The 13,750-nt window shown below is 59.4% G+C and carries 23 protein-coding genes and 1 pseudogene; 8 read left to right on the plus strand and 16 right to left on the minus strand.

From position 1 onward, the window contains the following. Positions 1-478 precede the first annotated feature (478 nt). Positions 479-739, plus strand: coding sequence for a hypothetical protein (locus AC1DW2_RS29130; RefSeq protein ID WP_441260041.1), 261 nt, complete (start codon positions 479-481; stop codon positions 737-739). 33 nt (positions 740-772) lie between these two features. Beyond that, positions 773-1,003: a hypothetical protein gene (locus AC1DW2_RS29135; protein WP_441260042.1), complete on the plus strand. Its 231-nt coding sequence runs from the start codon at positions 773-775 to the stop codon at positions 1,001-1,003. Positions 1,004-1,013: 10 nt separating this feature from the next. Here AC1DW2_RS29135 and AC1DW2_RS29140 read toward each other — a convergent pair whose 3' ends face one another. Then, a complete protein-coding gene (locus tag AC1DW2_RS29140; RefSeq protein WP_441260043.1) occupies positions 1,014-1,262 on the minus strand; it encodes a hypothetical protein in 249 nt (82 codons plus the stop codon). A gap of 14 nt (positions 1,263-1,276) precedes the next feature. After that, positions 1,277-1,675, minus strand: a pseudogene (locus tag AC1DW2_RS29145) (IS5 family transposase); the annotation flags it as partial. A 362-nt stretch (positions 1,676-2,037) separates the two neighbouring features. On the opposite strand from AC1DW2_RS29145, the gene AC1DW2_RS29150 reads away from it, so the two are divergent. After that, complete coding sequence (locus tag AC1DW2_RS29150) at positions 2,038-2,412, plus strand: hypothetical protein (RefSeq protein WP_477007742.1); 375 nt, start codon at positions 2,038-2,040, stop codon at positions 2,410-2,412. 167 nt (positions 2,413-2,579) lie between these two features. On the opposite strand, the gene AC1DW2_RS29155 is transcribed toward AC1DW2_RS29150, so the two are convergent. The 11 genes from AC1DW2_RS29155 to AC1DW2_RS29205 form a co-directional block, all read right to left on the minus strand. Next, on the minus strand, positions 2,580-2,852 hold the full coding sequence (locus AC1DW2_RS29155; RefSeq protein WP_041953481.1) for a hypothetical protein: 273 nt from the start codon (positions 2,850-2,852) through the stop codon (positions 2,580-2,582). Positions 2,853-3,021: 169 nt separating this feature from the next. Beyond that, positions 3,022-3,240 (minus strand): DUF6894 family protein, encoded by a 219-nt coding sequence (locus AC1DW2_RS29160; protein WP_441260045.1) that lies wholly within the window; start codon positions 3,238-3,240, stop codon positions 3,022-3,024. Between the two features lie 276 nt (positions 3,241-3,516). Continuing rightward, the gene (locus AC1DW2_RS29165) at positions 3,517-3,906 is read right to left on the minus strand and encodes an NUDIX hydrolase (RefSeq protein ID WP_212455092.1); all 390 of its coding nucleotides are present in this window, start codon (positions 3,904-3,906) and stop codon (positions 3,517-3,519) included. Positions 3,907-4,331: 425 nt separating this feature from the next. After that, positions 4,332-4,508, minus strand: a complete 177-nt coding sequence (locus tag AC1DW2_RS29170) for a hypothetical protein (RefSeq protein WP_477007743.1) — start codon at positions 4,506-4,508, stop codon at positions 4,332-4,334. Positions 4,509-4,753: 245 nt separating this feature from the next. Continuing rightward, positions 4,754-5,131: a response regulator gene (locus AC1DW2_RS29175; RefSeq protein WP_039151950.1), complete on the minus strand. Its 378-nt coding sequence runs from the start codon at positions 5,129-5,131 to the stop codon at positions 4,754-4,756. 8 nt (positions 5,132-5,139) lie between these two features. Next, positions 5,140-5,532 carry a response regulator gene (locus tag AC1DW2_RS29180; RefSeq protein WP_477007744.1) on the minus strand — a complete coding sequence of 131 codons (393 nt, stop codon included), beginning with the start codon at positions 5,530-5,532 and terminating at the stop codon, positions 5,140-5,142. Between the two features lie 107 nt (positions 5,533-5,639). Further along, positions 5,640-5,945 carry a hypothetical protein gene (locus AC1DW2_RS29185; RefSeq protein ID WP_039151952.1) on the minus strand — a complete coding sequence of 102 codons (306 nt, stop codon included), beginning with the start codon at positions 5,943-5,945 and terminating at the stop codon, positions 5,640-5,642. Between the two features lie 127 nt (positions 5,946-6,072). Further along, complete coding sequence (locus AC1DW2_RS29190; protein WP_477007745.1) at positions 6,073-6,318, minus strand: hypothetical protein; 246 nt, start codon at positions 6,316-6,318, stop codon at positions 6,073-6,075. A 38-nt stretch (positions 6,319-6,356) separates the two neighbouring features. Next, positions 6,357-6,563, minus strand: a complete 207-nt coding sequence (locus AC1DW2_RS29195; protein WP_038937313.1) for a hypothetical protein — start codon at positions 6,561-6,563, stop codon at positions 6,357-6,359. Between the two features lie 425 nt (positions 6,564-6,988). Further along, complete coding sequence (locus AC1DW2_RS29200; RefSeq protein WP_477007746.1) at positions 6,989-7,375, minus strand: DUF1236 domain-containing protein; 387 nt, start codon at positions 7,373-7,375, stop codon at positions 6,989-6,991. Positions 7,376-7,810: 435 nt separating this feature from the next. Continuing rightward, positions 7,811-8,041 carry a hypothetical protein gene (locus tag AC1DW2_RS29205; protein WP_038960229.1) on the minus strand — a complete coding sequence of 77 codons (231 nt, stop codon included), beginning with the start codon at positions 8,039-8,041 and terminating at the stop codon, positions 7,811-7,813. Between the two features lie 237 nt (positions 8,042-8,278). Here AC1DW2_RS29205 and AC1DW2_RS29210 point away from each other — a divergent pair, with 237 nt between their 5' ends. Further along, positions 8,279-8,506: a hypothetical protein gene (locus AC1DW2_RS29210; RefSeq protein WP_223153920.1), complete on the plus strand. Its 228-nt coding sequence runs from the start codon at positions 8,279-8,281 to the stop codon at positions 8,504-8,506. A 994-nt stretch (positions 8,507-9,500) separates the two neighbouring features. Here the strand turns inward: AC1DW2_RS29210 and AC1DW2_RS29215 are convergent. Further along, positions 9,501-9,722: a hypothetical protein gene (locus AC1DW2_RS29215; protein ID WP_477007747.1), complete on the minus strand. Its 222-nt coding sequence runs from the start codon at positions 9,720-9,722 to the stop codon at positions 9,501-9,503. Positions 9,723-9,975: 253 nt separating this feature from the next. On the opposite strand from AC1DW2_RS29215, the gene AC1DW2_RS29220 reads away from it, so the two are divergent. Beyond that, entirely contained in the window at positions 9,976-10,128 is a 153-nt protein-coding gene (locus AC1DW2_RS29220) for a hypothetical protein (protein WP_155794997.1), read from the plus strand. A gap of 58 nt (positions 10,129-10,186) precedes the next feature. Here the strand turns inward: AC1DW2_RS29220 and AC1DW2_RS29225 are convergent, their stop codons facing one another. Further along, a complete protein-coding gene (locus AC1DW2_RS29225; RefSeq protein WP_014494414.1) occupies positions 10,187-10,411 on the minus strand; it encodes a hypothetical protein in 225 nt (74 codons plus the stop codon). A 116-nt stretch (positions 10,412-10,527) separates the two neighbouring features. Between AC1DW2_RS29225 and AC1DW2_RS29230 the strand changes: the two genes are divergently transcribed. Genes AC1DW2_RS29230 through AC1DW2_RS29240 form a run of 3 tightly spaced genes read left to right on the plus strand, consistent with a single transcriptional unit; the run spans position 10,528 to position 13,001 of the window. Next, a complete protein-coding gene (locus AC1DW2_RS29230; protein ID WP_014494413.1) occupies positions 10,528-10,878 on the plus strand; it encodes a hypothetical protein in 351 nt (116 codons plus the stop codon). 3 nt (positions 10,879-10,881) lie between these two features. After that, complete coding sequence (gene ligD, locus AC1DW2_RS29235; protein WP_477007748.1) at positions 10,882-11,853, plus strand: non-homologous end-joining DNA ligase; 972 nt, start codon at positions 10,882-10,884, stop codon at positions 11,851-11,853. Between the two features lie 44 nt (positions 11,854-11,897). Further along, positions 11,898-13,001 carry a DNA topoisomerase IB gene (locus AC1DW2_RS29240; RefSeq protein ID WP_477007749.1) on the plus strand — a complete coding sequence of 368 codons (1,104 nt, stop codon included), beginning with the start codon at positions 11,898-11,900 and terminating at the stop codon, positions 12,999-13,001. Positions 13,002-13,316: 315 nt separating this feature from the next. Here the strand turns inward: AC1DW2_RS29240 and AC1DW2_RS29245 are convergent. Further along, a partial coding sequence (locus AC1DW2_RS29245) for an SDR family oxidoreductase (RefSeq protein WP_477007750.1) occupies positions 13,317-13,750 on the minus strand: 434 nt, incomplete at its 5' end.

Consider the following 13,750-nt stretch of genomic DNA (forward strand, 5'->3'; position numbering starts at 1 on the left):
CGCATCTGCGCGATCGTCACGGACGCGGCGCCTGGCCGATGGCGGCTGGCGTCTTTTTCGCGTGGATCTTCCATATGACGACTAGACCGAACTGACCCCAAGCTTCGCTGAAAAATCCCCGCTCTCCCTGTACAGCCCCGAAGCCGAAATAACGCACCAGCAAGGGCGCTGTGCAGCGCTGGGACGCACTCGAACTTGAGCTGCGGATGCGCTGACGCCATGAACGGCGGCAAGTAGAGCGCCCGCCCCGCTTTCAGGAGCGGGCCAGCGAGTCGTGGGGTTGTTGTGTTTCCAGTAAAATGAGTAGTTAGCACAATTGAGTATTTCTCAAAATAAATCAGTGAGTTAACGCAGGATATAGAAACCAACCACGACCCTGGTCAGTTTAGACGCCATCACCGCGCGGTATTGTGGCAAACATCGGTGATGAGAACGCGACAATGCGCTCCCGCCTTCCTCTGACGGAAAGGTGCAGCGCATGATCAAGCGTCGCAACCGAACCAAGCACACGAAAACATTTGAAGAGCGATTGGCTGAAGAGGCTGCGCGCTTCAAGGAGGCCGCAGCACAGTTGCCGCCAGGCACCCAGCGCGAGCTCTACCTCAGACGAGCCCGCCAGGCCGAAACGGCCTCACACATCAACGAATGGTTGACGTCGCCGGGGCTACAACCGCCGACCGCGTTGGAGAGTTTGCAGGCAGGAAGACAGGCGAAGCGAGATCGAGGCGCATCGGACTAGAATCCGGGTGCAAGTTGTCGCATTGAAAAGAAAATGGCGGAATCCTTCGGTAATAGCTTCACCGTCGTTCAAGTGACTGCGGACGACACAACAACGCAAATTTGGATCGCGCTCGCTAAACCGAGCCAAGCGCTGACGTTGGTGCTCGCCGCCGTGCCTGAGGGATGGATTGCGGAAGTATTGAGTGTCGCGATAACTTCCAAGCAGCAGCGACTATTCGAAGGGCTTAAACTACAGCCCGGGGATGTTCATAGAGTTGGATGAGTGAGGCTCGCTACGTAGGCCTGCGCCGTTCGCTTTCGGCCTTATTCACCGCCCTTAAAAGCTCTTCGATGTAGGCGGCGATGTCGCCAATCTCCGCCCGCACGTCGGTCTCCGAGATGCCCTGCCCTTTGGCAACCTCGACGAGACGCCGCGTCAGTTCCGCCACATCCTGCGACGCTCCCGCAGTCTGGTACTGCTCGACAGCATGGATGCTGTTCTCGACCCAGAAATCTATGAACTCGCGAGCGCTCTCTGACATGTGACGTTCCCTGCCGGCAGGCCATTGGTGTCCACCACCGCGTGAATCTTGCTCGTCAGGCCCCCTCGTGAGCGACCCATATCTTGATGATTGTTGTCGGCAATGCAGGCTCCGTGCTGGTGCACGCGAACGACCGAGGTATCGATCATTTGCACCGCCGCGTCACGACCGGCGGCCAGTGCATCCATGATCCGGTCCCAGACGCCAGCCCGCCGCCACCGAACGAAGCGATTGTAACAAGTGGTGCGGGGACCGTAGTTCTCCGGCAGGTCGCGCCATGGCGCACCTGAACGCAGGACCCAAAAAATGCCATTGAGCACGCGACGGTCATTTACGCGCCGAACGCCGCGCGGCTTGTTCGGCAGCATGGGTTTGATGGCGGTCCATTCGTAATCGCTGAGTTCGTAGCGCATGATTCCAGGCTCCGGTTTTCGGAGCTTGAATCACGTCTCGGGCAGCGCCATCAACCGGCAACGCTCCGTGGGCGTGCCACTAATGCTCTGAACTTACTTCCGCTTTCGGCGGTATAGCGGACTTGACCGGACTTACTCCTGGCTCGACCCGGTCGCGAATGGCCCTTACCGGACATCGGCAGCCGCTTGAACCTTAGTGTCCGCATCGCAGACGTAGCAACGAGCGGGATTTTTGGAAGTCGCCCAATTGTCTGCAATTGGTGCGACATGACGCGGCTCGTATTGGAAAGACCGCGCAGTTTGAACTAACGCATTTTGAGGAAATCGCGGCGCTAATTTCTTGTTTTCTTAGAGAAATTGCGATGACGAACTTGCCCTTGAAGGCCGCAATCTCGGCGACGCCATTGATCGTGCTACTGGTCTCGCACTTGGCAGCGCACGCGCACGATCCTAACCGCCCCGAACTAAATCACTGGTTCGAGAGCCTCAAAAGTGGCAAGGGGCCATGCTGCTCAAACACGGACGGAATAGCAGTCGCCGGCCCCGATTGGGAGAGCAAGGGCGACGGATACCGCGTCCGTTTGTACGGACAATGGTGGGATGTGCCACCGGAAGCGGTGATTGTCGGACCCAACCTCACCGGACGGACCATTGCGTGGCCCGTGTATGAATATATCGATGGCATGCCAGCACGCGTGACCGATATTCGCTGCTTCATTCCGGGTCCCATGATGTAATTCAAAATCAGCAACATCAGTTCCGCCCGTGGCCCATCGCGTCAGTTGAGCAAGCCATGAAGTCCAGCCAAGCGCGAAGTAACCCGCAGCGGCCCGGTCGGGAGCGGGATTGACGCATGAAAAGCGCGTCTCCCAAGCGACCAGAAGCCACGCACGCCGACGAGCCGTTAGTTCGCTACTTGAGCGCGCGCCTGTTTGACATTGCGTGAGACGACGCGATCGTAGGCCGATATAGCGGCATCGGTCGCCAACTCAACCATTTCGCGATAAGCAGCGTCGTTCGTTTGAGTGAAGCTTTCGCGGATTGCTCTGGCAAGCTGTTCGTCTGATACGGCGTCTCCAGGGGCCGCTCGTCCCGTGAGTCGGCTATACAGATTCAAGCGATACACGTCGGCGGCGATTTGCCAGGCCCAATCCTCCAGTCTCAGTTGTTGAACCACCAGGCCGACCCCTTGCTCTACGCGCAGAAAAATTGGGGTTAGTCGACACTGGGCATCGAAAAAACTAACTCAGGTTAGAAAAAAATCTGTCCTACAAATTCAGGTGGAAGCGGCCGCTTCAGGGGCTAAAGACGGCCGCCCGTTCACGCTGGCGGGCCGATCAGCCCCGTCACAAGATAACATCCAGGGGAATGGTGCACACGCCTCTGCCATCATCGTCACTGACGAAGATCGAATAGCGATGGCCGACCAGTTCCGGGCGAGTTTCGCGCAGTGACCGAGCAAGCCTGATTGCCTCTATCTGTGCGTCCGTTTCGCTCGGCAGGTCATGCGATCCAAAATCCGAGACAAAGTGGGAATTGATGAGCTTGAACGAAAACAGCGGCATGGAACATGATGTCCAACGGATGCCAAAGCGAAGCCCCCGCCCACCGTTAGAGAGCGGGGGCTCGCGGATGGATGGCGCGAGGCTCGCGCGAACGAGGTGTCGCACCAAGGACCCGCAGAACTATGAACGCCCTTGCGCGCCGATCGTGGAGCACAAATGTTGTGCAGATTGCGCAAAAAGAAGCCCGCCGGTACGGCCTACTCCAGAACGTCGTATTGAATGCGGCCATCGGCCTCTATCTGCTCCTCGAAAGGCCGCCTAGCCTCGGCCAATAATTCACCGTTTCGATTTTCTAGGAAATAGCCGGTCGCGAATAAAGCGTGATGTTGCCGTCAGGCGCACCGCACGTGGCTTTTGCCACACGGCGCGGTCGATCTCTTTCTTGTCGCCGATCGCGAGCCTGCCCCTGGCGCCCTTGGCGATGAAGATCGCGTCGCTCATCTTGCGACCGGAGCGCTTATTCCTGGCCGTCACTTCCTTCCACAGGCTGATCCTGCCGAGCTTCAGCTTGGGCAGCTCCTCCTTGATCTCCCGCCGCAGGCAGTCCTTCTCGGACTCGCGCGAACGCTTCCGGCCGCCCGGGAACATCCACAGGCCGTCCGACCGCCGCCTCACCAAAAGAACTTTGCCACGTTTGGCTGCAACGAGCTTAGATGCCTTTGCCATTTCAGCTGATGAGCCTCCATGAAGAATCGTCAGCAATTATAGCTGGATGGCCCTTTGTTCCAAACGGTGCCTACCGATACCCCATGCCACCGATTGGCCCCGCGGCGTTCAGTTGAAGTCCGGCCGGACGACTGCGCCACGCCCGCCGCAGGCGGAGCCCACGGCGCCACAATCGAACTGCCCAGTACCGCGCGGTCGGTAGCCCTAAATCGACACTAAACGGCTGTTCCGGGATACTTAAAAAAAGGTGATGGAATTGGTGCCGTGCAGTCCAGGAACGAGCGCGTTGAGCTGGAAATGCGGATACTCCGCTATCGGCAAATAGCCCGGCGCTTTGCCCACGACCCAGAGCCGGCCGAGCGCATCAAAGACCTAGTTCGGAAACTGGAAAAACAAGCTTCGCGAGATCGACGAGTAAGGCCGCCTCAGTCGGAGGCCCCTCGGTTGCCGGTGGCGGACTCTAACACCTCGTACTCGAAGGCCACCCCCTCGGGGTCGTTCTCATCAAGCCAATCCTTGGCAGCGTCTTCGGTCGCAAAGATCTTGAGGTGCTCGACGTCACCGATCTGTTTCGCGGTGTTCACGTAAACAAAGACGCTCATTGATTCCTCCCTTGGGACGGCCCGCGTGCCTGCACCTGTGGTGGCGCTGGCGCCCTGCCCGGCCTGCAACGTGACTGAGCGAGGGTGAAGTGCCGGCATGCGAGAGGGCTTTCGCGTGGAAGTCGACAAGGACGGCTGGCGACACTGAGGTGCCTTGTGACAGTTCAGAACGAAGCTCGGCATGAGTATATGCCAGACCTCGTGCCCTGAACGACTTGGGCGGCCGTCCCTTAGGCCCCCCAAATTTACGCTGCTCCCCGAGGTCTGTCTCCGTTCGGTAGGACAGCATCGATTGTGTGCTTGAGCGCATCCGGCGTACAGGGTTTGACGAGCACGGGCATTTTTTCAAATCCGTCGGGCAGACCTGCACTTCCGTACCCGCTCAAAAAAAAGAAGGGCAGCCCCCGGCCCCTCACTACCTCGGCAACTGGCTGCACGTTGATGCCTTGCAAATTGATGTCGAGGATCGCGAGATCATAGCTCTCGCGTTCTGCAAGAGGTCGCGCTTCATCTACGCTTCCCGCCTCGGCGATGACTCTGTGCCCCAATTCCTCAACCATCGCGACAAGCATCATTCGAATGAGCGCTTCATCTTCGACAAGGAGTATCGATGCTTGCGTCATGACTTGCCTCAATCCCTGCTCGAACCGGCCACCGAGAGCCCATTAAGGAGCTGAGAGATCGCAGTCGTAAGCTGCACCGGCGCAAAGGGTTTCTGGAGCATTATGCTGTTGGGAACACCTTGTGCCGGCCATTCGTGGGCTGCTACGCCCGACATGTAGACTACGGGAAAATTGGGATCGACATCGCGTGCCGCCCGCGCGACCTCCCAGCCGCTGAACCTTCCCAAGAGATTGATGTCTGTGACACGGGCGCGGTAGGTGACAAGCCGCCCCTTGAGCAGCGTCACCGCTTCCTCGCCGGTCGTGGCGATGGCGGCCTCAAAGCCCCCCTCGCTCAAAGCATCTTCGACGATGCCCTGGATCGTATCGTCGTCTTCAATCACCAGGACTATAGGTAGCATTTCGGCAAAGTCTCCCCTGGCGCACGAGCACTGGATGTTACAAAGTGCACACAAGGAGAAAGTTCCCGAGCTACCGGGAAAATTCGGCAAACTCCAGAGACGATGGTTCAGTCCCTGTCAGAGGATCTCTTGGCCTTAGCTTTTTGACGGAGGAAGCTGACCTCCAGTTCTTCGCCGTTGACCCGGTCGAGCTGACAACGGCGGTAGGCCAGTCCGGTGGAGGAAAGCAGAAGAAAGAACTCGTTGAGGGTCAATCCCTCAATCGAGGTCTCAACTTGAAGTCTGGCTCCGACGTCTGAAACATCCTTAAGCATGCAGGCGCGACGCCAAGTGCCGTCGATAGCCATCATCTGCGCGGGCAATGGATGCTCGAAGGAGACCCAGCGGCCTTCTTGCTCTTTTTCTGTCGGCATTTGGCAAACCCGAACCTATCCCGCCTTGTATCCCCAACCAACTAAGAGGACGTAACTAATTCGGGAAAACTTGGCAATTTTGAAATACGAACAGCGCCCGTGAAGTTGCAAGCAGGCCAGTGCCGCCTTACTTCACCTCCATTGTCTGCTCGTTCCTCGCGAGAGACGCCAGTCTATCCAGTTGGCCGGCCAAACCGACATAAGTTCGGGCGATGTTTCTCAGTGCGGTGGCGCGGTCCTTGGAGATGCCGCTCGCGGAAGAAAGTCTCTTGTAGTGGTCAGAAAGTCTCTTGTAGTGATCCGCATGTTCGCGGCGCTCAGCAATGTTGTGGTCGAGGCGGCCGGCCGGCACGATCGAGGGCGAGGAACGCATACGTTACTCCGATATGACAACGGTGTGAGACGGCCCCACTAATCCCGGCGGAAAATCTGGCCCCGCTCGGCCGCGAGCGCGAGCTCAGTCCATTCGCGCGCAAGCTTCAACCAGCCTTCTCGATCGACCTGGTCGAGGCTCCGAGCCGCCTCCTCGCGACAGGCCGTCGCCTCCGTGAAAAATTGCTGAGCGGAGGCGGCCATCTTATCGTAGTGTGACAACTTCCCGGATAGCTTGGTCTTCATCGATGCCTCGGCGCATAACCATGCAACACAGACGGTTCGAAAACCCGTGGAATTGCCACTTGTTCCCGCACCAATAAGTACGGCCAGGCCTAAGGTCGGACACAAGCCAGTGCCCATTTTTGGAATGATGGTCCCAATAGGAACGACGAGCGCGGGCAATTATTTGAGTCCTCGCCGGCAGAGCTGGCGGAGCGGCCTCGGCCTACCCCCTTGACCCCTGCAGCCGGGTTCTCCGCCATTATCGTACACCCGGCTCGGCGGCCTCGAGCACGAGAAGCCCGCCACAGTTGCCTGGCGGCCTTCTCGCAACGACGATCTCCCAACCGCACCGGCGGTTCGCGCCAATTCGGCAATGACGAACTAAGGCCCCGCGGAGTGACGCTCCGCGGGGCCTTGGCTCTTAAAAGCCTACACGCCTTGACCGATCAGTCGATGATTTTCATGACCCGGCGCGTGCGCGGTTCGACGATGACACGGCGGTCGTTCACGACCGCGTAGCGATACTCGGTGTAGTTCGGCACCGGGCGCAAGACCACGGTCGGGGGCAAGGGCTCGCCGACGACGACGCGCTCGTGGATCACGACGGAGTCGTCGCGCGGGATTCCGCCGAGCACGGCATTCGGAATTTCGAGGCCGGCGCCAACGGCCGCACCGACGGTGCCGCCGACCATCGCTCCGACCGGGCCACCGATGTCGCCACCCGCACGCGCGCCGTCCCTAGCGCCCTGTTCGGTCGTCGACTGGGCAAAGGCTGCACTCGACGCCGCCAGCAGCGACACAGCAGCCAATGAAATCGCAAGACGGGTTTTCATGTCCACTCTCTCCAGCGGTTGTTGATGCGCCGTCAACCGCTGGGCCAGAGCATTGTTCCGGTTCCTCCGATGAAAGGCGCGTCTGGAGAATGTTACTGCGTAACAGTTCAGGCCGCGGCGGCGCAGCGTTGCTGTCAGGCATACGTTGCTAAGACGGGTAACTCTTGATCGGAAAGCCGCAGTTTCATGGACCGATTGCAAGAGATTGCGACGAAGAAGGCTTTCGCAATTATTGCAATCTTTTGCTTGATGGATTCCAAGTCCGCGTTTTCCTGAACGATGCGGAGCAGATCGAATACACTGCGGCAAATCCGAAGAAGGGTGGGTTCGGGTAATTCCTCCCGGCAACTCGTTGTCCGCTCGCGTTACTCTGACGGGCTATGTTGAGATCAGGATTGAGCGAACGTCCAGATCAGGGCGCACGTGAAGAGCCGCCTAGCTCTTCTTTGCCTTTTTCTTTTTGGTAGCTTTCTTCTCAAGCCGCACGCCCTTGAATTTCTTTGCGGCCTTCTTGCCCTTCGCGGGCTTCTTGACGCCCATGAATTCGCCGGACGCCTTGTCGCGCTTAGTGAAGGCGGAAGCTCCACCCAATGTCGTCTTCGTCTGCGAACGCTTCTTGACCGCACCTTTGCGAGCGTTGTCGCCGGTGGGCTTGTTGACCGCCATGTTTCCTCCCTGAGGCAACTTAGACTTGCGAATCCTGCCTTGCAGTGCCTTTTCTAAACTTCAGGAACGAATCGGTCCGCGTCAAATTGAATCCGGGTTCCGTTGGGTGAGTTGCTTACGCGTCAGTTCCGATGGCTTTTGGTCGATCGCCCCGAACAGCGACGAGACTGTCTACTTGGTTGCAGACAACTCCGGCCGCAATGGCAGCGCTTGGTGCAAGCAGACCTGGAGAGCGCGGTGGAGACCGTCATCCAGGATCTGCTGGCCGGAGAATATCGCAAGCCGATCCGGGTAGTCGCCTTCAACACAGCCGAATGCTGGTCGCAAGATGTTTCCGAGGACATCGCCCGAGAGATCCAGCGTCGTTGCAATCTGCACCTGAGCGACGTGCCGTCGTACCTGCAGGAGTTGGTGGATCGCTACTCACCACAAGACCTGCAGCAATTCAGCCTGCGCCTCGTGTAGCGTTGGCCTTCCAGCGAAAAAAGCCGGAAGCGCTAGGCGTCAAGGCACCCTCCCGGCTTCATCAAGCCGGCCTTGGCAGCCTCGATCGACCGCGTGCCCTCCGGCGAACGCCCATTCAGTCTGACAGTATCGTCGGAGGAATCGGCGAGCAGTTCGGTAGGCGACGGCTTGCCGAATTCGATCCGCAGGGTCCGGCACAACCCTGATACCAAAAGGCGCGAGGGGCCGTTCGGCGACGATGAGGGATAGACAGTCCCTCCACATCGATGACCGCGACTGCCTATTGAGAGAGCTAAAGCGATTAGTCCTTTGATATAGCTCAATGGGGTTGCCGGCGAGCTAGGTTCAAGGCTCTGCCATGAACAAGCCCTCCCAATCCGATAAGCCCGAGCCCAAGCCAACGCGCTTGGAGGACGCTCGCCGGATCATTGAGGAGTACGCTAACGACCTGCGCGAGATAATAAGAAAACTCCGTGAGAAGATGAATTAAAGCCGCCCGCCTTGGCCCACGGTCCGGAGCACAGTGCTTGCTCTTTCCGGCCAGTCGAACGCTAGAACCGCGCTCGTCGCGTTAGCAGCGTGTCCCCACTTGGCCCCAAGCGGTCTTCATGAAGCGTCGGGCTTCTGCGCCGCTGTTGGCGAATAAGCCAACAGCGCAAATGAAGAGGCCGCCAACTGAGGCGGCCTCTTCATTGCCTTCTAACAATCCTGGAATTGAAGATGGCCGTTACTTCGAGAACAGGCCCCATTCCATTGCGGACCTCGACAGCAAAGCGCTGATCCAGAGACCCTTCGATGACTGCTTCACGAGCTGCATCCACGAGTGCGTCAAGCAACCCCACTTAGGAACGCTCTGTCAGTGATCGGCTCGTGTTTGCGGTGACTGTTTCCTTGAGAGACAAGAGCCTGTCCGGAGGCCCCAGCATCATTAAGCCCCCCGGCCCGATGCTGGGGCCCAAGCAGCGTGACCAGGCAGCGCTCAACTTTTGATTCTTCAAGTCATGTGCAGGCGCAGCCTGCTGCCTTTTTTACGATTGAGGGCGGGCGGAGCGTCGCCCTTGTTCAGGTTCTCGGCCACAACCTCTGCCGTTGAATGAGAGAGTCCAGTTAAAGGCGTCCCGTCCGGCGTGACTGCAGGCTGATCTATTAAAGTGTCCAGCACTGTGAATCGGCCGTTCTTGGGATGCTCGTACCGAACGACAAAGCGGTCTGCCATGAGGATCGCCCTTCCCTTCATGGTTGTAAACATACATGGGCGAAGGTCGATGACTAACGGGCGGCGCCACCACCGAGGCGGCCTTGCATCATCTTTCGGCGCAACTTCTGATAATTTCGCGGAAGTACTCCTAAATATCCAGAGCGCCTCGTCCCAAGCGCGACGGCTTGGCGTTCGGCAAACGTGCGGTGGCCTAAATCGAAACTAAACGGCTGTTCCGGCATACTTAAAAAAAGGTGATGGAATTGGTGCCGTGCAGTCCAAGAACGAACGCGTTGAGCTGGAAATGCGGATACTCCGCTATCGGCAAATAGCCAGACGTTTTGCGCATGACCCACAGACCTATGAGCGTATCCAGACGCTCGTTCGGGAACTGGAAGACAAGCTCCGCGAAATCGACGAGTAGGCCGCGTCAGTCGGCGGCCTCGGTGTCCATCAGACGATCAAACCTCGGCCACCGACGTCTAGCGCCCCCGCTTGGCGGATTTCTTGGCTCTTTCGACCCGCACGCCTTTGAATTTCTTGGCAGCTTTCTTCGCCTTTTTCGGTTTCTTCACGGCCATGAACTCGCCGGACGTTCTGTCGCGCTTTGTATATCCGGTAGCTCCGCCAATTGTCGTTTTGGTCTGCGAGCGTTTCTTCACCGCGCCCTTGCGAGCGTTGTCGCCGGTCGGTTTATTGACTGCCATGTTTTCTCCGCTGGTTGCCTCTCGCTATAAAAGCGCAGCGTAACTCGCAGTTCCAACCAGAGGAACAAATCGGCGCGGATCAAATTGAATCCCGGTTCTGTTGCGTGGAGTTGCGTATGCGTCAGTCCCGGTGGACCCCTTCCATCGTCCCGGCCGATGAACCGACCGTGTATCTAGTGGCGGACGACTTCGGGCGCGCAGGCAGCGCCTGGCGCGAAACCGACATGGAATCGGCAGACCTCGAGACGGTCATCCAGGACCTCCTCGCCGGCGAGTATCGACGTCCGATCAAGGTTATTGCCTTCAACACGTCCGAGCGCTGGTCAGAAGACGTTTCCGAGGACGTTGCTCGCGAGATCCAGCATCGGTGCAATCTGCAGCTCACCGACGTTCCTTCGCATCTCCAAGAATTCGTCGATCGCTACGCTGCCCAGGACACCCGGCAGTACAGTTTGCGCCTGGTCTAGATCGTGGCCTTCCAGCGAAAAAAGCCAGAAGCGCTAGGCGTCAAGGCACCCTTCCCCGGCTTCATCGAGCCGGCCCTGGCATCCTCGATCGACCGCGTGCCATCCGGCGAGCGCTGGATTCATGAGATCAAGTTCGACGGATATCGCGTCCAAGTGCATCTCGCCAACGAAGCTGTCACCGTTTTCACCCGCCGCGGGCACGACTGGACCAAACGCTTTAAGAAGGTCGCCGACGACGCATGGCACATTAAGGCGAGCTCGGCGATCATCGACGGCGAGGCCGTGGTGCCGGCCGCCGGCGGCAGCACCGATTTCTCCGTCTTGCAGAACGAGCTAAAGGGCACCTCGACTAAGATCGTGCTCGTCGCCTTCGACCTGCTGTATCTCAACGGCCGGGATCTACGGAAAGTCCCCCTGCTCCAGCGCAAGGCCGCGCTGAAGAAGATCATAGCCGGCAGCGACGTCCAATTTAGCGAAAGCTTCGAGATCGACGGCCGCGAGATGTTCACGCACGCCTGCAAGGTCGGGCTCGAAGGCGTGGTCTCGAAGGTGCGTGACAGCATCTACGCGAGCGGCCGGGGCAACAACTGGGTCAAGAAGACCTGCGCCCAACGCGAGACGCTGACGATTGCCGGCTTCGCGCTCGATGATGGCAAATGGGACGGCATTTATCTCGCGCGGCGCAGGGGCGACGACCTGATCTATGCCGGCAAGGTCGACCACGGCTTCGACAAAACGTCAGCCGCCGAGTTGCGGCGGCGCCTCGAGCCGCTGGTCCGGAAGACACAGCCCTATGCGAAGCGGGTTGCGCACAAAGGTATCTGGGTCGAGCCGAAGCTGCTGGCCGAGATCGAGTACCGCGCCAAGTCCGCCGAGGGAAAGGTGCGGCATCCGTTCTACAAAGGGCTGCGCGAGGATCTCTGTAGCCTGGCCCGACCTCCGAACGGAACGAACAGGCGCCTTCGGTCCTTATGAGGAAGCGGAGCCTCGATCCCAGGGTGCATCCGAGGGACAGGCCAATGCTCCGTCAGACCGGAAACGAAGAACAGGTTCTGGATCGTACCGTCGAGTTGGCGGCGACCATCGCGGAAGAAGGCCTCCGGTACGTCAGCGACTCCTCGCCAGGCTACACGCGCAAGCGGACCGGCACGACGTTCACCTACTACGACAAGGACGGCAAGCGCATTACCGATGCCGCCGTCGTTCGGCGGATCAAGGCGATCGGCATCCCGCCGGCCTACGAGTCAGTCTGGATCTGCCCCTCACCCAACGGCCATATCCAGGCGACAGGGCTCGATGCACGCGGGCGCAAGCAGTACCGCTATCACCCGAAATGGCGCGAGCTGCGCGACCAGAACAAGTACGAGCACATCATCCAGTTCGCGGCCGCCCTCCCAGCGCTACGGCACCGGGTCGCCGCCGACATGAAGCGGGACGGACTGCCTCGCGAGAAGGTGCTCGCCACCATTGTCAGCCTCCTGGAGAAGACGCTGATCCGGGTCGGCAATGCCGAGTATGCCGAGACGAACAAGTCCTACGGGCTTACGACCCTGCGCCGCAAGCACATCGCGGTCGGCCGCGGCGTTCTTCGGTTCGCCTTCACGGGCAAGTCGGGCAAGCAGTGGAAGCTCCGCGTTGAAGACAGGCGGATCGCCTCAATCGTGAAACGCTGCGCGGAGATCCCGGGACACGAGCTCTTCAAGTACCTCGACGACGACGCAGAGCCTCGCAGCGTGGATTCCGGCGACGTCAACGCTTACATCAAAGACGTTACGGGCGAGGACTTTAGCGCCAAGGATTTCCGCACCTGGGCCGGGACCGTGCTGGCGGCGCTGGCGCTGTCCGAGTTCAAGAAGTACGACAGCCAAGCCGAGGCAAAGCGCAACGTCGTCGCCGCGATCGAGAGCGTCTCGAAGCAACTCGGCAACACGCCGGCCATCTGCCGCAACTGTTACGTGCATCCCGAGGTTCTGGACGCCTACATGTCCGGCGACCTCGTGAAGATGATCGAAGCCAAGATCGCGCAGAAGTTCAAGCGCCAGTACGCCAAGCTCACCTCCGACGAGGTCATGGTGCTGGCATTTCTCCGCAAGCGTCTCGATGCCCTGAAGGCCGCCGCCTGAGCCCCGCGTACCATTCGGCATAAGGCGTGTTCTCGACCGCGTGTCGGTTGAAGTCGGGCGCGCCATCCTTCCACCACACCGGTCCCCGCTCTCCCAGCCGGCGCTTAGCTTCGTCGACGAGGCGATGGGCGACGGTCTCTGCGTTCAGATCTATAGCCGCCCTGGCGTCCTTCACGGCTCGCCGCGCATCCATCAGCTGTTTCACCAGCCGCTCCTTGTCTTGGGCAGCAAGGTCGGGATCGCTTATCCGCCAGAGTCTACCGCGGACGACGAAATAGCGCCCGTCGGGCGTGACTGGATGCTGCAGGCCCGGCATCAGATGAAGGGCTTCCCTCCGGTCACCGCGACCGTGGTGCCGGAGGTGTAGCTCGACCGCGGATCGGCGAGCATCACATAGGCCGTCGCCAGCTCGGCCGGCTGCCCGGCCCGCTTCATCGGCACCTGTTTGCCGAAATTCTTCACGGTATCCTCGGGCATGGTCGATGAGATCAGCGGAGTCCAGATCGGCCCGGGCGCCACCGCGTTCACGCGGATGCCCTTCTCCGCTAGCATCTGGGCCAACCCGCCTGTGAAGTTCTGGATAGCGCCCTTGGTCGTCGCATAGGCCAGGAGAGTGGGGTTCGGCATGTCCGAGTTCACGGATGCCGTATTGATGATCGCGCCGCCCGGCTCCATGTGCGGCACGGCGGCCTTCGCGAGGAAGAACATGGCGTGGATATTCACATCGAACGTCATTCGCCATTCCTCGT

The sequence above is a fragment of the Bradyrhizobium sp. P3_C3 genome (genome assembly GCF_056402655.1).